The organism is Poseidonibacter lekithochrous (assembly GCF_013283835.1).
GTDB lineage: Bacteria > Campylobacterota > Campylobacteria > Campylobacterales > Arcobacteraceae > Poseidonibacter > Poseidonibacter lekithochrous.
This window is the reverse complement of record NZ_CP054052.1, coordinates 1861760-1886919: the sequence shown is the minus strand read 5'-3', so window position 1 is coordinate 1886919 and position 25160 is coordinate 1861760. Positions and strand designations below refer to the sequence as shown.

The 25160-nt window shown below is 31.6% G+C and carries 8 protein-coding genes; all 8 read left to right on the top strand.

Annotated elements, in window-relative coordinates; all coding sequences use genetic code 11:
- Positions 1-5: 5 nt before the first annotated feature.
- The 8 genes from trpB to ALEK_RS08840 all read left to right on the top strand — a co-directional run bounded on the left by trpB (position 6) and on the right by ALEK_RS08840 (position 25151).
- Entirely contained in the window at positions 6-1223 is a 1218-nt protein-coding gene (gene trpB, locus ALEK_RS08875; protein WP_071625516.1) for a tryptophan synthase subunit beta, read from the top strand.
- Between the two features lie 170 nt (positions 1224-1393).
- On the top strand, positions 1394-2281 hold the full coding sequence (locus ALEK_RS08870; protein WP_071625517.1) for a formate dehydrogenase subunit gamma: 888 nt from the start codon (positions 1394-1396) through the stop codon (positions 2279-2281).
- 108 nt (positions 2282-2389) lie between these two features.
- A complete protein-coding gene (locus ALEK_RS08865) occupies positions 2390-2980 on the top strand; it encodes a hypothetical protein (RefSeq protein WP_071625518.1) in 591 nt (196 codons plus the stop codon).
- Between the two features lie 195 nt (positions 2981-3175).
- Positions 3176-4975, top strand: a complete 1800-nt coding sequence (locus ALEK_RS08860; protein WP_071625519.1) for a TolC family outer membrane protein — start codon at positions 3176-3178, stop codon at positions 4973-4975.
- Between the two features lie 36 nt (positions 4976-5011).
- Positions 5012-7177 carry a type I secretion system permease/ATPase gene (locus tag ALEK_RS08855; protein ID WP_071625520.1) on the top strand — a complete coding sequence of 722 codons (2166 nt, stop codon included), beginning with the start codon at positions 5012-5014 and terminating at the stop codon, positions 7175-7177.
- Positions 7170-8498: an HlyD family type I secretion periplasmic adaptor subunit gene (locus ALEK_RS08850; protein WP_071625521.1), complete on the top strand. Its 1329-nt coding sequence runs from the start codon at positions 7170-7172 to the stop codon at positions 8496-8498. Before ALEK_RS08855 ends, ALEK_RS08850 begins: the two co-directional genes overlap by 8 nt.
- A gap of 1 nt (position 8499) precedes the next feature.
- On the top strand, positions 8500-9105 hold the full coding sequence (locus tag ALEK_RS08845) for a LuxR C-terminal-related transcriptional regulator (RefSeq protein ID WP_071625522.1): 606 nt from the start codon (positions 8500-8502) through the stop codon (positions 9103-9105).
- 86 nt (positions 9106-9191) lie between these two features.
- On the top strand, positions 9192-25151 hold the full coding sequence (locus ALEK_RS08840) for a Calx-beta domain-containing protein (RefSeq protein ID WP_173424130.1): 15960 nt from the start codon (positions 9192-9194) through the stop codon (positions 25149-25151).
- Positions 25152-25160: the final 9 nt, after the last annotated feature.

Sequence of the window (25160 nt, the reverse complement as noted above, 5' to 3'; positions counted from 1 at the left end):
CATAAATGGGTATGAGTTATTTAGAATCACATCCTGATGAAAATGGTTATTTTGGTAAATTCGGAGGATCTTTTATTCCTCCTGTTTTAGAACAACCTTTCGCAGACATTACTAAGGCATATGAAGAGATTAAAAACTCTCCAAAGTTTTTAGAAGAACTTAAGTATGTTAGAAAACATTACCAAGGTAGACCTACTCCTATCTCTTTTGCTAAGAATTTAACTGCGCACTGTGGTGGCGCAAAGATTTATTTAAAAAGAGAAGATTTAAACCATACAGGTGCACATAAACTTAATCATTGTATGGCAGAAGTAATTTTAGCTAATCATTTAGGTAAGAAAAAAGTTATTGCTGAAACTGGTGCTGGACAACATGGTGTTGCACTTGCTACTGCTTCAGCATATTTTGGTTTAGAATGTGAAATTCATATGGGTGAAGTTGATATTGCTAAAGAGCATCCAAATGTAGTTAGAATGAAAATTCTAGGAGCAAATGTAATTCCTGCAACTCATGGACTTAAAACATTAAAAGAAGCTGTAGATTCTGCTTTTGAATCTTATTTAAATGATCCAGAAAACTCAATTTATTGTATTGGTTCTGTTGTTGGACCACACCCATTCCCTATGATGGTTAGAGACTTCCAAAGTGTAATAGGATTTGAATCAAAAGAGCAATTTTCTGAACATGAAGAAAATCTTCCTGATAATGTTGTTGCTTGTATTGGTGGTGGATCTAATGCTATGGGTATCTTTGCTGGATTTATTGACGATAAGGATGTGAATCTTTATGGAGTTGAGCCAATGGGTAGAGGTGAAGACTTAGGTGATCACGCTGCTTCTTTAACTTATGGAGAAGAAGGAGTAATGCACGGTTTTAATTCTATAATGCTAAAAGATAAAAACGGTGAACCAGCACCGGTTTATTCAATTGGTTCTGGTATTGATTATCCATCAGTTGGACCTGAACAAGCGCATCTTAAAGAAATTGGTAGAACTAAAGTTGGTTTATGTAATGATGAAGAAACTGTAGATGCATTCTATAAATTATCTCAATTAGAAGGAATTATTCCTGCTTTAGAATCAGCTCATGCAGTAGGTTTTGCTATGAAATTAGCTAAAACTTTACCAAGTGACAAAACTATATTAGTTAACTTAAGTGGTCGTGGTGATAAAGATATTGACTTTGTTGTTGATAATCACCCTATTCCAAACGCTAAATTCTAATAAGACTAAAAAGGAATCTTTTCCTTTTTAGTAAATAAAACTTAACTTTTATTTTTTAACTCCCTATTTACAGCTCATAAATAGTAAATATTTATTTACTTTAAATCAAAAAGTCATACTAAAGTCATTTTGGAACGTAATAATTTCTCATATTTATACAGGAGTATATAATGAAAAAATATTTGTTCTTAATGTTGGCGCTCTCTTCTGCCCTTTTTGCTTATTCAACGGTAAGTGAAGCTAATCAAGAAATTATCAATAATATGTTGTCTTATGAAAAAGATGGAAATACACATCTTGGAGATTTATTTGTATATCTTCAAACTAAACTTTTTGAAAATGCATATCTTTTTGTAATTGTTTTAGTTCCTTTAGTATTTTTTATTCACTATATGATTATTGGACCAAAGAAGTTTAAGCATGACGGTAAAAAGTATTATGTATTTACTTTATTTAATAGAATTATTCACGGTATTGCTGCTATTTCATTTATTATCATTATTCCAACAGGTCTTATAATGATGTTTGGTTCTACATTTGGTGGTGGTGAGTTTGTTAAGGCATGTAAAGAACTCCATGCTGTAGCAACAGTATTATTTATGATTAGTGTGATTCCTATGTTTTTAATGTGGCTTAAAAGTATGTTATTTACAGGTGAAGATATTAAATGGTTTATGATATTAGGTGGATATTTATCAAAAGAGAAAAAGCCTGTTCCTGCTGGTAAGTTTAATGCTGGTCAAAAAATGTGGTTTTGGGTTTGTACTATTGGTGGAGTTATGATGATTTTTACAGGTGCAACATTATATGTTCAAGATTTAAATCTTGCTGTATTAACTATGTTTGGATTAAGTAAAATTGAAATGTTAAGATTATGTATTATTGCTCATAATACTGTTGGTTTAGCAATGGTTGCCTTATTCTTTACTCATGTATATATGTCTATATTTGCTATAAAAGGTGCAATACTTAGTATTATAAATGGATATAAAGAAGAAGAGGAAGTAGCAATTTTACATAGTTCTTATTACAAAGAGTTAGAAAAAAACAAGAAATAAAAGAGTTTTTCTCTTTTATTTTTATATCAATTTATTTGATGTTAATGCTTTGCGTACTAAAATTATTGTAGATTAATAATTTATTTATTACTTATGTAAAGGAATATAATGAAATTAGAATATGCAGGTTTAAAACCTATTATAAGTGAACATGGGATAACTTTTAAAGATGGGAAAGAAGATAAATATAAATACTTAAAATATGCAATTGATATTTTAACTGCAATTAACCATGATTATGAGAAAAAAAGAAAATATTCACACAGTCTTAATGAAGAGCGTCTCTCTTCACATGATATTGTCGATATTCTATTAGGATTTCATCCTACTCTTGAACGAACTATGAATACAGAAATTGATTCTTATTTACTCCATTTAGATAAAGAAGAAGAGAGTGTTCGTAATAACTTACAACTTAAAGAATTAGAAAAAGATGCTTTTGTTAATAATCTTAAAATAATGAGAGAGTATAAAATTCAAAGAGCTAAAAATAAAATTTTTTATATTCACTGTATTGAAACTATTGTAGAGATTATACAAAAAAATAAAATTAAAGAAATTGAAACACCTTTTTCTGAAAGGTTCTGGCATATACTTCAAACTATACAGGGAAATTTATCGTTAAATAAGATTAATTCTAGTTTAAAAACTAGTCAATCTGACAAATTTAATGCAGTACTTGATATAGACATATTTTAAATAAATTATTTTTTTATTAAGTTTTTATTTATAAATCCCTAGATAACCATGTTTATGATCAAAAATACTTTGATTTAATAATTATTTTATTTTTTTAAACTTTTAAACTTAATTTAATTTTAAGATTCGTTTAAAATTGCTGGGAGTATACTAAGAGTAAAAGATTTACAGTCTAATTAAAATAAGGAGCATATCATGAAAGCGATAGTGACTTCTGCTTTAATACTTTCAGCAGTTTCAACAATAAATTTAAATGCTTTAACATTAAATGAAGCTTTAAATGACGCATTACGAACTAACCCAGTTATTCTCGAGCGTTTGAAAAATTATGATAAAACAGCTTATGATTTGAAAATCGCAAAATCAGAATATGCACCTACTATAGATTTTGTTAGTAGATTTGGGTATGAAAAAACGTATAGTAAACATACCACCACTGGTTTTGAAGAAAAAGGGCTTCATATATATAGAAACTCTTTAACTTTAACACAAAATTTATTTAATGGGTTAGCAACACGTTACAAAATTAAATATGAAAAAGCAAGAGTAATGGCAGCCGCATATAATTATGTTGAAAAAACAAATGATGTTGCTTTTAATGTTGTTAAAGAGTATTTAAATGTTTTAAAATATGATCGTTTATATAATCTTGAACAAGAAAATATTCTCTTAACTCAAGATATATTAGGTAAAACACAAGAACTTAGTGATTCAGGTGCTGGACCGCTATCTGATGTGAAAAAAGTTGATTCAAGCTTACAACTTGCTGAGTTTAACTTTCTAACACAAAAAAATAATCTCTTAGATTCTGAATTCAACCTTGGTAAATTACTTGGTAAAAAAGTAAGACATGTTGAATTAAGTAAACCAGATTTCAGTTATTCATTACCAACTTCTTTAGAAAATGCTACAAAACATGCAGTAAACTTCAACCCTTCTATGTTAGTTACTAATTATAATATTGGTACTGCAAAATATGCACTAGATCAAAGTAAAAGTAAATTCTCTCCTACTTTAGATTTTGAGTTTGCTTATAACTTAGATAAAAATACTAGTGGAGAAGAAGGACATTCTAAAGGATATACAGCATTATTAGTATTTAAACATAATTTATACAGAGGTAACTTTGATGTAAATACAATGAGAAAAAATAGATTAAATGTAATGCAAGAATATGAAATCCAAAGAGAAATAAAAAGACAAATTATTGAAGGCTTACAACTTTCGTGGTCAGCATATTCAATGATTGAAAAACAATTAGTTTTCTTAAACTCTTATCAAGAAGAAAGTAAAGCTACATTAGATTTATATAGAGAAGAGTTTGAAGATGGTTCAAGAACTTTAATAGATTTATTAACAGCACAAGATGATTATATCTCAGCTAGAAATAAATTGATTATTGCTCAATACGATTGGTTATTTTCTAAATATAGAATTTTAGATTCTATGGGTGAGATGGTTAATTCATTATTTGATGATGCAACAGCTAAATATTATAAACCTGTAATTGCAGAGTATAAACCAGTTTCTAAAAGCGATGAACCTCATAGTTTTGATAGAGATGGAGATAATATAAAAGATGAAATGGATCTATGTGATAACACAACACTAGGTTTAGCCATTGATATGTATGGGTGTTCAACAGGAAAAGAGGATATGAATAAAGAGAATAATAGTAGTTCAAATACTAATAATTCTTTTAAAAATAATTTCTTTTCAAAAAATGATGGTTATACTTTAAGTTTAGCAACTTTTTCTTCTAAAAAAGAAGTTGATAAGTTTTTAGCAAATAGCAACATAGTGAATAATTATTTAGTTATTCCATATACTACTAAAAACACAAATAGACAGTTGTACAAAATTGTTTCTGGATTATATGATAATAAAGAAAATGCAGTTATTGCAATGTCGAAATTATCAAATGTCGTGAAAGTTAATAAGCCTTATATGGATAATTTAGAAAATGTAAAAGATTTATATTTTAGTTACAATTAAACACAACTTTAAATAAATTTATTTAAAGGGGTTCACATGGAAAATTATAATAATGAAGAAGGACTAAACTCTTTACTTGATTGTTTGGTTACTTATACGAAATTTTATCATAAACCTTATACTAAAGAAGCCCTTATTTATGGGCTTCCTATTGAAAAAGGTAAAGAAGATCCTATTCTTTTTTCAATTAGTAGTGCAAAAGGACTATTTTCAAGAGCTGCGTCACATGCAGGATTAAAAACAAAGTTTATAAAAAGAAAACTTGAAAATTTCTCAAAACTACAATTACCTGTAATATTATTATTGAAAAATAAACATTGTGCCTTACTAGATTCTTTTTCTGATGATAGATCAAAAATTAAAATTATCTCAGAACTTGGTGGAGAAGTAGTTGAGCAATGGTATGAAGTTGAATCAATCAATGAAGAATATTTAGGTTATGCAGTTTTAATTAAAAAAGGTTTTAATTATAAAGAATCAGAACTTGATAAAAGTTTAAATATTGAAAAAAAACATTGGTTCTGGAGTACTTTAAAACTTTCAAGAAGTATTTATTTTGATGTAATTTTTGCTTCTTTTTTAGTTAACCTTTTTGTTTTAGCAACTCCTTTATTTACAATGAGTGTATATGATAGAGTAATACCTAATAATGCAATTGAAACCTTATGGTTTTTTGCTGCTGGTGTATTTGTTGTATATATATTAGATATCTTCTTAAAATTAGTAAGAAGTTATTTTCTTGAAATTGCAGCACGAAAAAGTGATATTATTATGTCATCCCTAATTTTTGAAAAAATATTAGGTTTAAAATTAGAGAATATACCAAAACCAATTGGCGCATTTGCTAATACATTAAAGAACTTTGACATGATTAGATCTTTCCTTACAAATGCAACATTAGTTTCTTTTATTGATTTACCTTTTACATTCATATTTTTAGCTGTTATTTATTATATTGGTGGAAATATTGTTATTATTCCTGCTGTTGTTATATTTCTTATATTAATTACAGGTTTAATTTTAAAAAGTCCAATCCAAAGAAATATCAGAAAAATAAATGAAGTTGTTTCAAAAAAGAATTCAATATTGATTGAAGTCCTAAATAATATAGAAACATTAAAAAGTTTAGGTAATGTAAACCATATACAATGGGACTGGGAAGAAAGTAATGGAAAGATTGCTCATAAAGGGCTTACATCAAGAATGCTTTCATCATTTATTCCTCAATTTACTGCCTTTTTAATTCAATTAAATACTGTAGGTGTGATTATTTATGGTGTTTATTTAATAAATAACTTTCAACTTTCAATGGGTGCTTTAATTGCTGTTGTTATTTTAGGTTCCCGTGCAGTTTCACCTATGGGGCAAGCTGCATCATTAATTACAAACTATGAGGATGCCTCAAATGCATATAATATGTTAAATGATGTTATGCATAAAGAAGTTGAGCGACCAAGTGAGAAAAATTTTGTATCTCATAGCGGATTTGAAGGAAAAATTGAATTTAGAAATGTATCTTTTTCATATCCAAATACGGATGTAGAAGTTTTAAAAAATGTTTCCTTTGTTATTAATCCAGGTGAGCAAGTAGCAATACTAGGGAAAATTGGATCTGGTAAGAGTACTATTTTAAAACTAGTATTAAAACTTTATGAACCAACATCAGGTTCAATTTTTGTTGATGATATTGATTTATCTCAAATTGATCCTGCTGATTTACGTCGTAATTTGGGTTATGTTTCTCAACGAGTATCTCTATTTCATGGTACATTAAAAGAGAATATTACCTTTAGAGCATCATTTGTTAGTGACTATGATATGGCAAAAGCTGCAAAACTTTCTTGTGTTGATTCTTTTGCTAATGCACATCCAAGAGGTTATGAAATGGAAGTTGGTGAAAATGGCGATGGACTATCAGGTGGACAGATACAAGCTGTTGGTATTTCAAGAGTATTTTTATTTAATTATCCAATAATGATATTTGATGAACCAACCAGTTCAATGGACAAACAAACAGAAAAAAAAGTTTTAAATAATATGAAATTTAACTTATTAAATAAAACAATGATTTTAGTTACTCAAAAAATGTCTTTACTAGAATTAGTTGATAAAGTGATTGTTCTTAATAACAACTCTGTTTATATTAATGGTGATAAAGAAGAAGTAATTAAACTTTTATCAGAAGGAGGAAGTTATGAATAAATATAACTATACTCAAGAAGATTATGAATTTATGAATAGTTTTAGTGCTGCTATTCTAGAGCAAAGTCCAAAAAAATTCAGATTATTTTTATGGTTTTGGATTGTTACCGTAATTGCCTTGATTTCATGGGCTTATTTTGCACAAATCGATGAAATTGTGCGTGGTGAAGGAACTGTAGTTCCTCGTAGTGAGAACAAAATGGTACAAAACCTTGAAGGAGGAATTGTAGAGAAATTACTAGTAAAAGAAGGTGATGTTGTAAAAAAAGGACAAATATTACTTAAAATTGATAATGGTAAATCTCAATCTGACTATGAAGCTACAAATTTAAAGTCATTAGAACTTACTGCAAAAATAGTTCGATTAGAAGCTGAAGTTAATAATAAAGAATTTAATGCGGAAGAGTTTTCTTCTAATGCTATTAGTCAATATATTATGAATGAAAAAAAACTATACATAATCAATAAGAATAATATTGAATCTGAAATATTAGTTTTAGAAGAGCAGTTAAAACAAAAGAAAAATGACTTATCTTCGGCTAGGTCTAGTATTGGATATTTAAGAAATGAATATAATCTTATCTCTGAAGAGGTACGAATTGCTAAGCCTTTAGTGGCAAGAAAAATTAGATCAAAAGTTGATTTTCTTAAATTAAAAAGAGAAGCTAATAATATTAGAAAAGAGTTAGCTAATGTGAGAATTTCTATTCCAAAAACTCAATCTTTGATAAATGAAGTAAAAAAGAAAATGGTTGAAATCAGAGATAAATTTAGAAAGGTTTCTCAAGAAGAATTAAATAAAACAGTTGCTGAACTTGAAAGAGTTAATGCAAATGTAAATAATTTAAAAGATAAAGTAGTAAGAACGGATGTTTATTCCCCTACTAATGGGATAGTACAACAAATATTTTTTAATACAATTGGTGGAGTTATTAAACCAGGTGAAAACCTAGTTGAGATTGTACCTACAGGTGAAACACTATTAATAGAAACAAAAATAAAACCTGCTGATATCGCTTTTATATATTTTAAACAAAATGCGAAAGTAAAATTCACAGCATATGATTATTCTATTTATGGTGGATTAGAAGGAAGTGTTATTAAAATTAGTGCAGATACAGAAATGGATGAAAATAAAGATAGTTTTTACACAGTTCACATACAAACAAATGAAAATCATTTAACAAAAGGTGATAGAGAATTATCTATTATTCCTGGAATGGTTGTTAATGTTGATATTTTAACTGGTAAAAAAACAATTCTAGATTACATCTTAAAGCCAATTTTAAAAGCAAAACAATATACATTTACGGAAAGATAAAATGAAAGTAATACTATTCTCAAATGATGTGACATTTACTGATAGATATAAACATTTATTAATGAATTTTTCATATGAAATAATAAAAGATTACGATCAACTTTGTGTTGAAGCACAAAAGCGTAATCTAATTATAATTATGGATATTGATGAATGTAAAGATGAATTATCTATGTTTTTAAATCCATTAATAGAACAATATTCTTATCTTATAATTCTTGATTCCTACCCTACTTATGAAAAAGGTAAAAAATTGATTTCGGTAGGAATAAGAGCTTATGGAAATCTAATGATGGATGATATTCATTTAAAAGAAGCAATTAATAGCGTAATGGATGGTAATATTTGGCTTTACCCTGAGTTTATTAATGAAACAGTATCTAGAATGAGATATGAATCTAACCCTCATACGATAGAGTTAAAACTAGATATCCTTACCCATAGAGAAAAAGATGTTGCTCTTTTAGTCATAGAAAAATTGTCATATCAACAAATATCTGAAAAATTAGATATCTCATTAAGAACAGTAAAAGCACATACAAAAAATATTTATGAAAAGTTTAATGTATCAAATAGATTAGCTTTTTTACTTTTATTTAATCAATAAATACACTTCCTTGCACCAAAGTACAATAGATTTTCTCATACTAAAAATATATACTTTAGTTAATTATAAATAATAAGGAGTTTATTATGGCTCAGGTTATTGGAAAAGTAAATGAACTAGATGGTTCATTTTTTGTCAGAAATGCAGAAGGTAAAATCAGCGTTCTAAATGAGGGAGATACTCTTTATGATGGTGATGTTATCTTAGGTAGTGGTTCAAATAGTAATTCTAATTTTGCAAAAGTTTTACTAGCTGATAACTCTAAAACTATTAATGTTTTTGGTGATTCACAACAACTATTTGATGAAACTATGCTTACTTCTGAACTAAGTAGTGAGACTGTAGTTTTAGATGATGAGCTTAATGAATCATTATTATTAGAAGCATCCGGTGAAACATTAGTTCCCGAAGATGGACAAGAACAAGCTACATTAACATTAGAAGAAATTGAGAATTTAAGTGAAGCAGCCGCTGGTGATGAAACAGCTGAAAATACAGAAGTATTAACTGCTAGACTTGAAAATAGAACTGGTGGTGAAGTTGATGTAAATACAGATTTACGTGATTCTTCTACTTTTGGAGGAGGATTATTAGTTGATGATCCTGAAGCTGAAGTTATTGAAGATGAATTAGCTAATCCTTCAATTTCAATAGCAGCGACTAAAAGTACAGCCTATGAATCTAGTTTTTTCCTTTCTCGTCAAATTGAATCAGAAGAAGAACTTGATAATTTAGAATTTACAGTATCTCAAGATGTTGTATCAACATTAGATGTTTTAGTAAATATTAATCTAAATCTAGGTGAAGCAGAAGTTGAAGACTTCGCATTTATTGAATATACAAATAGTGCAGGAACTTTAGTTACCCTATCCTCTCAAGTAGATATACAAAATTTTGTTGATAATGGTGCAACAATTTCAATTCCAGCAGGATCTACTACTGCTCCTCTTATTTCATTATTTGTTAAAAATGACATTATATATGAAATAAGTGAAGAACTTAGTATGACTATTTCTAGTCCTGTAAATGGAATTTTAGGAGTTACTGAAGCCTTTGGTACAATATTTGATGATACAGATGGTAATGAAAGCGATAAACCAATAGTATCAATAGAAGCTACAACAGATACTGCAAAAGAAGGTGAAACTACAGGCGTTGTATTTACTGTCTCTCAAACAAATGAAAGTAACTTTGATACAGAAGTAGACTTCACAGTAACAATGAATGAACTAGAACTAGCAGATATAGCCTCAATTAGTTACACAGATTCAACAGGAACAACAGCAGTAACAGATATAGCAGACTTTATCGCAAATGGAGTTATATTAAAAATTGGTGCAAATACTACGGATACTCCAACAGTAACAATCGTACCAGTAGATGATGATATTCATGAAGTAATGGAAAACTTCGCTGGAAATATTGCATTAAGTGCTGGTGAAACAGATGCTATCTTAGGAACATCAACAGATACAGCTAAGTTTGTAGATGAAGGAGATACAAATGAAGGTGATAAACCAACAGTATCTATAGAAGCTACAACGGATACTGCAAAAGAAGGTGAAACTACAGGCGTTGTATTTACTGTCTCTCAAACAAATGAAAGTAACTTTGATACAGAAGTAGACTTCACAGTAACAATGAATGAACTAGAACTAGCAGATATAGCCTCAATTAGTTACACAGATTCAACAGGAACAACAGCCGTAACAGATATCGCAGACTTTATCGCAAATGGAGTTACATTAAAAATTGGTGCAAATACTACGGATACTCCAACAGTGACAATCGTACCAGTAGATGATGATATTCATGAAATAATGGAAAACTTCGCTGGAAATATTGCATTAAGTGCTGGTGAAACAGATGCTATCTTAGGAATATCAACAGATACAGCTAAGTTTGTAGATGAAGGAGATACAAATGAAGGAGATAAACCAACAGTATCTATAGAAGCTACAATTGATACTGCAACTGAGGGTGAATATCTTAATTCTGAAAAAGAATTATATATGAATGATTCCTATTTTGAACAAGAATTATATGATCAAGAAGAGAGTTATGGAGAACTAGAATCTGTATTATTTACTATATCTCAAGATAATGAAAGTAATTTCGATACAAGTGTTGATTTTACACTTGGAGATTTAGAAATTGAAGCTGCAGATATATTAAGTATTACATATACGGATTCAACTGGAAGTACTACATTAACTAATCCTACTGATATTTCAGATTTTGTTTTAAATGGAGTTACATTAACTATTGGAGCAAATACTACAGATACACCAACTGTTAGATTAACACCAGTAGATGATGATATTTATGAAAGAGAAGAAACTTTTACTGGTAATATAGCTTTAAGTGCTGGTGAAACTGATGTTATGCTTGGTGTTTCTACAGATGAAGCTAGATTTATTGATGAAGAGGACAAAGAAGGAGATAAACCAACAGTAAAAATCGTAGCAACAGATGACTTAGCCGTAGAAGGTGTAGCAAATGATACGATAGTCTTTGAAATCTCACAAGATAATGTAAGTAACTTTGAAACAAAAGTTGTTGCAAAACTTGATTTAGATGAAGTAGAATTAGCAGATATAGATTCTATAACATATACAGATGCAGGAGGAACTGCAACAGTATTAAGTGCAGGACAAATAACATCACTTACAGATGGAACTGGATTAGAAGTATTAATTCCAGTAGGAAGTTCTGGAAAACCAAGCTTTACAATAACAGCAGTAGATGATGATATTTATGAACAATCAGAAGAATTTGGAATGAATATCTCAGGAGCAGTAAATGCAGATCTTGGAGTATCAAGTGATACAGCAGCAATAGAAGATGAAGAGGACAAAGAAGGAGATAAACCAACAGTAAAAATCGTAGCAACAGATGACTTAGCCGTAGAAGGTGTAGCAAATGATACGATAGTCTTTGAAATCTCACAAGATAATGTAAGTAACTTTGAAACAAAAGTTGTTGCAAAACTTGATTTAGATGAAGTAGAATTAGCAGATATAGATTCTATAACATATACAGATGCAGGAGGAACTGCAACAGTATTAAGTGCAGGACAAATAACATCACTTACAGATGGAACTGGATTAGAAGTATTAATTCCAGTAGGAAGTTCTGGAAAACCAAGCTTTACAATAACAGCAGTAGATGATGATATTTATGAACAATCAGAAGAATTTGGAATGAATATCTCAGGAGCAGTAAATGCAGATCTTGGAGTATCAAGTGATACAGCAGCAATAGAAGATGAAGAGGACAAAGAAGGAGATAAACCAACAGTAAAAATCGTAGCAACAGATGACTTAGCCGTAGAAGGTGTAGCAAATGATACGATAGTCTTTGAAATCTCACAAGATAATGTAAGTAACTTTGAAACAAAAGTTGTTGCAAAACTTGATTTAGATGAAGTAGAATTAGCAGATATAGATTCTATAACATATACAGATGCAGGAGGAACTGCAACAGTATTAAGTGCAGGACAAATAACATCACTTACAGATGGAACTGGATTAGAAGTATTAATTCCAGTAGGAAGTTCTGGAAAACCAAGCTTTACAATAACAGCAGTAGATGATGATATTTATGAACAATCAGAAGAATTTGGAATGAATATCTCAGGAGCAGTAAATGCAGATCTTGGAGTATCAAGTGATACAGCAGCAATAGAAGATGAAGAGGACAAAGAAGGAGATAAACCAACAGTAAAAATCGTAGCAACAGATGACTTAGCCGTAGAAGGTGTAGCAAATGATACGATAGTCTTTGAAATCTCACAAGATAATGTAAGTAACTTTGAAACAAAAGTTGTTGCAAAACTTGATTTAGATGAAGTAGAATTAGCAGATATAGATTCTATAACATATACAGATGCAGGAGGAACTGCAACAGTATTAAGTGCAGGACAAATAACATCACTTACAGATGGAACTGGATTAGAAGTATTAATTCCAGTAGGAAGTTCTGGAAAACCAAGCTTTACAATAACAGCAGTAGATGATGATATTTATGAACAATCAGAAGAATTTGGAATGAATATCTCAGGAGCAGTAAATGCAGATCTTGGAGTATCAAGTGATACAGCAGCAATAGAAGATGAAGAGGACAAAGAAGGAGATAAACCAACAGTAAAAATCGTAGCAACAGATGACTTAGCCGTAGAAGGTGTAGCAAATGATACGATAGTCTTTGAAATCTCACAAGATAATGTAAGTAACTTTGAAACAAAAGTTGTTGCAAAACTTGATTTAGATGAAGTAGAATTAGCAGATATAGATTCTATAACATATACAGATGCAGGAGGAACTGCAACAGTATTAAGTGCAGGACAAATAACATCACTTACAGATGGAACTGGATTAGAAGTATTAATTCCAGTAGGAAGTTCTGGAAAACCAAGCTTTACAATAACAGCAGTAGATGATGATATTTATGAACAATCAGAAGAATTTGGAATGAATATCTCAGGAGCAGTAAATGCAGATCTTGGAGTATCAAGTGATACAGCAGCAATAGAAGATGAAGAGGACAAAGAAGGAGATAAACCAACAGTAAAAATCGTAGCAACAGATGACTTAGCCGTAGAAGGTGTAGCAAATGATACGATAGTCTTTGAAATCTCACAAGATAATGTAAGTAACTTTGAAACAAAAGTTGTTGCAAAACTTGATTTAGATGAAGTAGAATTAGCAGATATAGATTCTATAACATATACAGATGCAGGAGGAACTGCAACAGTATTAAGTGCAGGACAAATAACATCACTTACAGATGGAACTGGATTAGAAGTATTAATTCCAGTAGGAAGTTCTGGAAAACCAAGCTTTACAATAACAGCAGTAGATGATGATATTTATGAACAATCAGAAGAATTTGGAATGAATATCTCAGGAGCAGTAAATGCAGATCTTGGAGTATCAAGTGATACAGCAGCAATAGAAGATGAAGAGGACAAAGAAGGAGATAAACCAACAGTAAAAATCGTAGCAACAGATGACTTAGCCGTAGAAGGTGTAGCAAATGATACGATAGTCTTTGAAATCTCACAAGATAATGTAAGTAACTTTGAAACAAAAGTTGTTGCAAAACTTGATTTAGATGAAGTAGAATTAGCAGATATAGATTCTATAACATATACAGATGCAGGAGGAACTGCAACAGTATTAAGTGCAGGACAAATAACATCACTTACAGATGGAACTGGATTAGAAGTATTAATTCCAGTAGGAAGTTCTGGAAAACCAAGCTTTACAATAACAGCAGTAGATGATGATATTTATGAACAATCAGAAGAATTTGGAATGAATATCTCAGGAGCAGTAAATGCAGATCTTGGAGTATCAAGTGATACAGCAGCAATAGAAGATGAAGAGGACAAAGAAGGAGATAAACCAACAGTAAAAATCGTAGCAACAGATGACTTAGCCGTAGAAGGTGTAGCAAATGATACGATAGTCTTTGAAATCTCACAAGATAATGTAAGTAACTTTGAAACAAAAGTTGTTGCAAAACTTGATTTAGATGAAGTAGAATTAGCAGATATAGATTCTATAACATATACAGATGCAGGAGGAACTGCAACAGTATTAAGTGCAGGACAAATAACATCACTTACAGATGGAACTGGATTAGAAGTATTAATTCCAGTAGGAAGTTCTGGAAAACCAAGCTTTACAATAACAGCAGTAGATGATGATATTTATGAACAATCAGAAGAATTTGGAATGAATATCTCAGGAGCAGTAAATGCAGATCTTGGAGTATCAAGTGATACAGCAGCAATAGAAGATGAAGAGGACAAAGAAGGAGATAAACCAACAGTAAAAATCGTAGCAACAGATGACTTAGCCGTAGAAGGTGTAGCAAATGATACGATAGTCTTTGAAATCTCACAAGATAATGTAAGTAACTTTGAAACAAAAGTTGTTGCAAAACTTGATTTAGATGAAGTAGAATTAGCAGATATAGATTCTATAACATATACAGATGCAGGAGGAACTGCAACAGTATTAAGTGCAGGACAAATAACATCACTTACAGATGGAACTGGATTAGAAGTATTAATTCCAGTAGGAAGTTCTGGAAAACCAAGCTTTACAATAACAGCAGTAGATGATGATATTTATGAACAATCAGAAGAATTTGGAATGAATATCTCAGGAGCAGTAAATGCAGATCTTGGAGTATCAAGTGATACAGCAGCAATAGAAGATGAAGAGGACAAAGAAGGAGATAAACCAACAGTAAAAATCGTAGCAACAGATGACTTAGCCGTAGAAGGTGTAGCAAATGATACGATAGTCTTTGAAATCTCACAAGATAATGTAAGTAACTTTGAAACAAAAGTTGTTGCAAAACTTGATTTAGATGAAGTAGAATTAGCAGATATAGATTCTATAACATATACAGATGCAGGAGGAACTGCAACAGTATTAAGTGCAGGACAAATAACATCACTTACAGATGGAACTGGATTAGAAGTATTAATTCCAGTAGGAAGTTCTGGAAAACCAAGCTTTACAATAACAGCAGTAGATGATGATATTTATGAACAATCAGAAGAATTTGGAATGAATATCTCAGGAGCAGTAAATGCAGATCTTGGAGTATCAAGTGATACAGCAGCAATAGAAGATGAAGAGGACAAAGAAGGAGATAAACCAACAGTAAAAATCGTAGCAACAGATGACTTAGCCGTAGAAGGTGTAGCAAATGATACGATAGTCTTTGAAATCTCACAAGATAATGTAAGTAACTTTGAAACAAAAGTTGTTGCAAAACTTGATTTAGATGAAGTAGAATTAGCAGATATAGATTCTATAACATATACAGATGCAGGAGGAACTGCAACAGTATTAAGTGCAGGACAAATAACATCACTTACAGATGGAACTGGATTAGAAGTATTAATTCCAGTAGGAAGTTCTGGAAAACCAAGCTTTACAATAACAGCAGTAGATGATGATATTTATGAACAATCAGAAGAATTTGGAATGAATATCTCAGGAGCAGTAAATGCAGATCTTGGAGTATCAAGTGATACAGCAGCAATAGAAGATGAAGAGGACAAAGAAGGAGATAAACCAACAGTAAAAATCGTAGCAACAGATGACTTAGCCGTAGAAGGTGTAGCAAATGATACGATAGTCTTTGAAATCTCACAAGATAATGTAAGTAACTTTGAAACAAAAGTTGTTGCAAAACTTGATTTAGATGAAGTAGAATTAGCAGATATAGATTCTATAACATATACAGATGCAGGAGGAACTGCAACAGTATTAAGTGCAGGACAAATAACATCACTTACAGATGGAACTGGATTAGAAGTATTAATTCCAGTAGGAAGTTCTGGAAAACCAAGCTTTACAATAACAGCAGTAGATGATGATATTTATGAACAATCAGAAGAATTTGGAATGAATATCTCAGGAGCAGTAAATGCAGATCTTGGAGTATCAAGTGATACAGCAGCAATAGAAGATGAAGAGGACAAAGAAGGAGATAAACCAACAGTAAAAATCGTAGCAACAGATGACTTAGCCGTAGAAGGTGTAGCAAATGATACGATAGTCTTTGAAATCTCACAAGATAATGTAAGTAACTTTGAAACAAAAGTTGTTGCAAAACTTGATTTAGATGAAGTAGAATTAGCAGATATAGATTCTATAACATATACAGATGCAGGAGGAACTGCAACAGTATTAAGTGCAGGACAAATAACATCACTTACAGATGGAACTGGATTAGAAGTATTAATTCCAGTAGGAAGTTCTGGAAAACCAAGCTTTACAATAACAGCAGTAGATGATGATATTTATGAACAATCAGAAGAATTTGGAATGAATATCTCAGGAGCAGTAAATGCAGATCTTGGAGTATCAAGTGATACAGCAGCAATAGAAGATGAAGAGGACAAAGAAGGAGATAAACCAACAGTAAAAATCGTAGCAACAGATGACTTAGCCGTAGAAGGTGTAGCAAATGATACGATAGTCTTTGAAATCTCACAAGATAATGTAAGTAACTTTGAAACAAAAGTTGTTGCAAAACTTGATTTAGATGAAGTAGAATTAGCAGATATAGATTCTATAACATATACAGATGCAGGAGGAACTGCAACAGTATTAAGTGCAGGACAAATAACATCACTTACAGATGGAACTGGATTAGAAGTATTAATTCCAGTAGGAAGTTCTGGAAAACCAAGCTTTACAATAACAGCAGTAGATGATGATATTTATGAACAATCAGAAGAATTTGGAATGAATATCTCAGGAGCAGTAAATGCAGATCTTGGAGTATCAAGTGATACAGCAGCAATAGAAGATGAAGAGGACAAAGAAGGAGATAAACCAACAGTAAAAATCGTAGCAACAGATGACTTAGCCGTAGAAGGTGTAGCAAATGATACGATAGTCTTTGAAATCTCACAAGATAATGTAAGTAACTTTGAAACAAAAGTTGTTGCAAAACTTGATTTAGATGAAGTAGAATTAGCAGATATAGATTCTATAACATATACAGATGCAGGAGGAACTGCAACAGTATTAAGTGCAGGACAAATAACATCACTTACAGATGGAACTGGATTAGAAGTATTAATTCCAGTAGGAAGTTCTGGAAAACCAAGCTTTACAATTGCTGTATATGATGACAATGTATCTGAAAATGCTGAATCTTTAGCAATGAATATTTCAGGTGTAATGAACGCTACTTTAGGCGTATCTAGTGACACTGCAATCATTATTGATGATGAAGCGAAACCAAGTTTAACTATTAATGATAGAACAGTAGATGAAGATGCCGGAACAATGACATTTACAGTAACATTAAGTGGAGAAGCAGATGCAGATGTAACATTTACTTATGCAACATCAGATGGAACAGCAATAGCTGGTTCAGATTACACAGCAGTTGGAGGAACTGGAACAATTACAGCAGGAACTACAACAACTACAATTGAAGTTCCAATTCTAGATGATAATGTATATGAAAATACAGAATCATTCAATATGAATTTAAGTGCTCCAAGTGTAAATGCAACAATTGCAGATGGATTAGGTGTAGGTACAATTACAGATGATGAAGCGAAACCAAGTTTAACTATTAATGATAGAACAGTAGATGAAGATGCCGGAACAATGACATTTACAGTAACATTAAGTGGAGAAGCAGATGCAGATGTAACATTTACTTATGCAACATCAGATGGAACAGCAATAGCTGGTTCAGATTACACAGCAGTTGGAGGAACTGGAACAATTACAGCAGGAACTACAACAACTACAATTGAAGTTCCAATTCTAGATGATAATGTATATGAAAATACAGAATCATTCAATATGAATTTAAGTGCTCCAAGTGTAAATGCAACAATTGCAGATGGATTAGGTGTAGGTACAATTACAGATGATGAAGCGAAACCAAGTTTAACTATTAATGATAGAACAGTAGATGAAGATGCCGGAACAATGACATTTACAGTAACATTAAGTGGAGAAGCAGATGCAGATGTAACATTTACTTATGCAACATCAGATGGAACAGCAATAGCTGGTTCAGATTACACAGCAGTTGGAGGAACTGGAACAATTACAGCAGGAACTACAACAACTACAATTGAAGTTCCAATTCTAGATGATAATGTATATGAAAATACAGAATCATTCAATATGAATTTAAGTGCTCCAAGTGTAAATGCAACAATTGCAGATGGATTAGGTGTAGGTACAATTACAGATGATGAAGCGAAACCAAGTTTAACTATTAATGATAGAACAGTAGATGAAGATGCCGGAACAATGACATTTACAGTAACATTAAGTGGAGAAGCAGATGCAGATGTAACATTTACTTATGCAACATCAGATGGAACAGCAATAGCTGGTTCAGATTACACAGCAGTTGGAGGAACTGGAACAATTACAGCAGGAACTACAACAACTACAATTGAAGTTCCAATTCTAGATGATAATGTATATGAAAATACAGAATCATTCAATATGAATTTAAGTGCTCCAAGTGTAAATGCAACAATTGCAGATGGATTAGGTGTAGGTACAATTACAGATGATGAAGCGAAACCAAGTTTAACTATTAATGATAGAACAGTAGATGAAGATGCCGGAACAATGACATTTACAGTAACATTAAGTGGAGAAGCAGATGCAGATGTAACATTTACTTATGCAACATCAGATGGAACAGCAATAGCTGGTTCAGATTACACAGCAGTTGGAGGAACTGGAACAATTACAGCAGGAACTACAACAACTACAATTGAAGTTCCAATTCTAGATGATAATGTATATGAAAATACAGAATCATTCAATATGAATTTAAGTGCTCCAAGTGTAAATGCAACAATTGCAGATGGATTAGGTGTAGGTACAATTACAGATGATGAAGCGAAACCAAGTTTAACTATTAATGATAGAACAGTAGATGAAGATGCCGGAACAATGACATTTACAGTAACATTAAGTGGAGAAGCAGATGCAGATGTAACATTTACTTATGCAACATCAGATGGAACAGCAATAGCTGGTTCAGATTACACAGCAGTTGGAGGAACTGGAACAATTACAGCAGGAACTACAACAACTACAATTGAAGTTCCAATTCTAGATGATAATGTATATGAAAATACAGAATCATTCAATATGAATTTAAGTGCTCCAAGTGTAAATGCAACAATTGCAGATGGATTAGGTGTAGGTACAATTACAGATGATGAAGCGAAACCAAGTTTAACTATTAATGATAGAACAGTAGATGAAGATGCCGGAACAATGACATTTACAGTAACATTAAGTGGAGAAGCAGATGCAGATGTAACATTTACTTATGCAACATCAGATGGAACAGCAATAGCTGGTTCAGATTACACAGCAGTTGGAGGAACTGGAACAATTACAGCAGGAACTACAACAACTACAATTGAAGTTCCAATTCTAGATGATAATGTATATGAAAATACAGAATCATTCAATATGAATTTAAGTGCTCCAAGTGTAAATGCAACAATTGCAGATGGATTAGGTGTAGGTACAATTACAGATGATGAAGCGAAACCAAGTTTAACTATTAATGATAGAACAGTAGATGAAGATGCCGGAACAATGACATTTACAGTAACATTAAGTGGAGAAGCAGATGCAGATGTAACATTTACTTATGCAACATCAGATGGAACAGCAATAGCTGGTTCAGATTACACAGCAGTTGGAGGAACTGGAACAATTACAGCAGGAACTACAACAACTACAATTGAAGTTCCAATTCTAGATGATAATGTATATGAAAATACAGAATCATTCAATATGAATTTAAGTGCTCCAAGTGTAAATGCAACAATTGCAGATGGATTAGGTGTAGGTACAATTACAGATGATGAAGCGAAACCAAGTTTAACTATTAATGATAGAACAGTAGATGAAGATGCCGGAACAATGACATTTACAGTAACATTAAGTGGAGAAGCAGATGCAGATGTAACATTTACTTATGCAACATCAGATGGAACAGCAATAGCTGGTTCAGATTACACAGCAGTTGGAGGAACTGGAACAATTACAGCAGGAACTACAACAACTACAATTGAAGTTCCAATTCTAGATGATAATGTATATGAAAATACAGAATCATTCAATATGAATTTAAGTGCTCCAAGTGTAAATGCAACAATTGCAGATGGATTAGGTGTAGGTACAATTACAGATGATGAAGCGAAACCAAGTTTAACTATTAATGATAGAACAGTAGATGAAGATGCCGGAACAATGACATTTACAGTAACATTAAGTGGAGAAGCAGATGCAGATGTAACATTTACTTATGCAACATCAGATGGAACAGCAATAGCTGGTTCAGATTACACAGCAGTTGGAGGAACTGGAACAATTACAGCAGGAACTACAACAACTACAATTGAAGTTCCAATTCTAGATGATAATGTATATGAAAATACAGAATCATTCAATATGAATTTAAGTGCTCCAAGTGTAAATGCAACAATTGCAGATGGATTAGGTGTAGGTACAATTACAGATGATGAAGCGAAACCAAGTTTAACTATTAATGATAGAACAGTAGATGAAGATGCCGGAACAATGACATTTACAGTAACATTAAGTGGAGAAGCAGATGCAGATGTAACATTTACTTATGCAACATCAGATGGAACAGCAATAGCTGGTTCAGATTACACAGCAGTTGGAGGAACTGGAACAATTACAGCAGGAACTACAACAACTACAATTGAAGTTCCAATTCTAGATGATAATGTATATGAAAATACAGAATCATTCAATATGAATTTAAGTGCTCCAAGTGTAAATGCAACAATTGCAGATGGATTAGGTGTAGGTACAATTACAGATGATGAAGCGAAACCAAGTTTAACTATTAATGATAGAACAGTAGATGAAGATGCCGGAACAATGACATTTACAGTAACATTAAGTGGAGAAGCAGATGCAGATGTAACATTTACTTATGCAACATCAGATGGAACAGCAATAGCTGGTTCAGATTACACAGCAGTTGGAGGAACTGGAACAATTACAGCAGGAACTACAACAACTACAATTGAAGTTCCAATTCTAGATGATAATGTATATGAAAATACAGAATCATTCAATATGAATTTAAGTGCTCCAAGTGTAAATGCAACAATTGCAGATGGATTAGGTGTAGGTACAATTACAGATGATGAAGCGAAACCAAGTTTAACTATTAATGATAGAACAGTAGATGAAGATGCCGGAACAATGACATTTACAGTAACATTAAGTGGAGAAGCAGATGCAGATGTAACATTTACTTATGCAACATCAGATGGAACAGCAATAGCTGGTTCAGATTACACAGCAGTTGGAGGAACTGGAACAATTACAGCAGGAACTACAACAACTACAATTGAAGTTCCAATTCTAGATGATAATGTATATGAAAATACAGAATCATTCAATATGAATTTAAGTGCTCCAAGTGTAAATGCAACAATTGCAGATGGATTAGGTGTAGGTACAATTACAGATGATGAAGCGAAACCAAGTTTAACTATTAATGATAGAACAGTAGATGAAGATGCCGGAACAATGACATTTACAGTAACATTAAGTGGAGAAGCAGATGCAGATGTAACATTTACTTATGCAACATCAGATGGAACAGCAATAGCTGGTTCAGATTACACAGCAGTTGGAGGAACTGGAACAATTACAGCAGGAACTACAACAACTACAATTGAAGTTCCAATTCTAGATGATAATGTATATGAAAATACAGAATCATTCAATATGAATTTAAGTGCTCCAAGTGTAAATGCAACAATTGCAGATGGATTAGGTGTAGGTACAATTACAGATGATCAAACAATTCCAGTTGTTAGTATTATTGCAAGTGATGACTTAGCAATAGAAGGTAGTGTTGGAAATACAACATTAGAATTTACAGTATCACAAGATAAACTTAGTGAATTTGATACAACTGTAGATTTAGATCTTACACTTGGAACTGTTGAAGTTGAAGATATTGATACAATAACTTACACAGATTCTAGTGGAACAATTGTTGTATTAAACTCTACTAGTGAAATAAATGATTTTGTATCAAATGGTGATACACTAAAAATTGAAGCAAATAGTTTATCAGCACCTTCTATTGTGATAACAGTTGCTCAAGATAATATTTATGAAGCAAGTGAAGTCTTAACAATGGAGATAAGTAACCCAAGTAATGCAATTTTAGGTACTAATAGTGATACGGGTACTATACAAGATATAAACACTTTACCTACATCAGTTGACGAAGAACAAACACTTACATTTGACTTTAATGGCTCAGCAACTACAAATATTGTATTAATTCTTGATACTTCAGGTAGTATGGGTAATTCAGCAGGTAATGGTCAAACTAGATTGTCTTTAGCAAAAGATGCTTTAGAAAATCTAATCACCGCTTATGATAATATTGGTGATGTAAATGTACAATTAGTAGAATTTGCAGGAAGTGCAACATCAATCAACTTTACAAGTGGTGATGCTGCAATTGCTGCAATTAATGCTCTTACAGATGGAGGTTCAACAAATTATGAAGAAGCAATTGAATCAGCCATAGATAATACTACTTTTACACCTAGTACAGATCCATCTGTTAATACATTAGGTTTCTTTATTACAGATGGAGAACCTACATCTGAATCAGATGATCCAGATTCTGATTTATTAAGTCCAAGTTTTGTTAGTGATTGGGATGATTTTATTAATACAACTTTACAAGTAGATCAACTAAATGTAATTGGTGTTGGTACTGGTATTTCATTAACATATTTAAATGAATTAAAAGTAACATCAGATCCAGTTGTTATTGTAACAGATCCAAATGACTTAGATGCAACACTACAAGATACGATTGTTGATGGCTCTGTAAGTGGAAATGCATTAGATAATATTGACTTTAACTACAATGGTGCAGGACAAATTGATTCAATCATAATTGATGGAACAACATATAATAATTCATCACCAACAGAACTAGAAGAAACAACAGCGGAAGGTGCTACGTTTAAATTCAATTTTGATACGGGCGCATATACTTATGAAGCAAATTCATCAAACTTCATGGCTGATGTAAGTGAAGTTATTACAGTAAATGCTTCAGATGCCAATGGTGATATTACAACTTTTGATATTACAATTAATGTTGATGTTGATGTTATTGCATCTCCTGCTATTTTAGATGTAAGTTTAGGTAATGAGACATTAATCCCAGTTGCTGGAAGTGTTATAGATGTAACGAATAATTTCAATTCAAATCTAGAAGGTTGGACTGGGGATATTAGTAGAAGTAGTAATGAAATGGAAATAGAATCAGGAAATAATTCTGAAGCTATAAAAACATTCTATTTTGATACTGCTTATGTTGGACAGCCCCTAACAATTAGTTTTGATACTGATATTGATACTAATGGAGGAAGTAAATGGGACAGTGGAACAGATGAATTTGTAGTTGAAATTAATGGTACAGAAGTTTATAGTGAAAAAGACAGTTCAGATTTAAATGAGGAAACTCATACCTTGACAAATGTCTTCTTAAAACCAGATGGTAGTTTAGATGTTAAGTTTATAGTACACTCTGGTGGTAATAGTGAATGGGTGGAAATTGATGACTTTAATATTGTTGGAACATTTGCTCCTATAACAAATATATATCAATATGATATGACAATAAATGCAGGTTTACTTGATAATGATGGAAGTGAAGTATTATCTGATAAAGTAATCTTAGATAATTTACCAAGTGGAATCACTCTAAAAGATAGCAATGATGTTGAAATTGTTGCTAATGGAGATGGGACTTATAGTGTAGAAGTTGATGCTAATGGTGATGCAACAGCAACATTAATTAGTGATACACAGTTAGCAAATGGTGATATAGATGATATTACAGCTAGCATTGATACAACAGAACTTCATGGTAATGATACAGAAACAGTTACAGTAAATGTAAAAGCTGAAATTGATGGTACAGCAAGTGCTGAAACAATAAATGGTACAGCAGCAGATGAACTAATTGATGGTAAAGCGGGAGCTGACACTATTGATGCTGGTTTAGGTGATGATACACTTGTATTTGATCCTAATGATCTAAAACTAGATGGAGGTTCTAATAGCTCAACTGATAATGATACTTTATTATTAGAAGGGAATGATGGAATAGACTTCTCTACTTTAGATAATAGTGCTCTAAAAAATATTGATACCTTAAACTTAAGAGATGGGGATCATACTCTAGAAAAACTATCTTTACAAGATGTAATAGATATGACAGATAGTGCAGATAAAACACTAAGAATTACAGGTGATTCTTCTGATAATGTAGAATTAAAAGATGGTACAGGAGCTTGGACTTCTACATCTACACAAGAGATTGATACAGTAACTTATGATGTATATACAAATAGTGAAGATTCATCATATAAAGTACTTGTACAACAAGAAATAGCTGACACAGTAGTAATATAACATCTAACT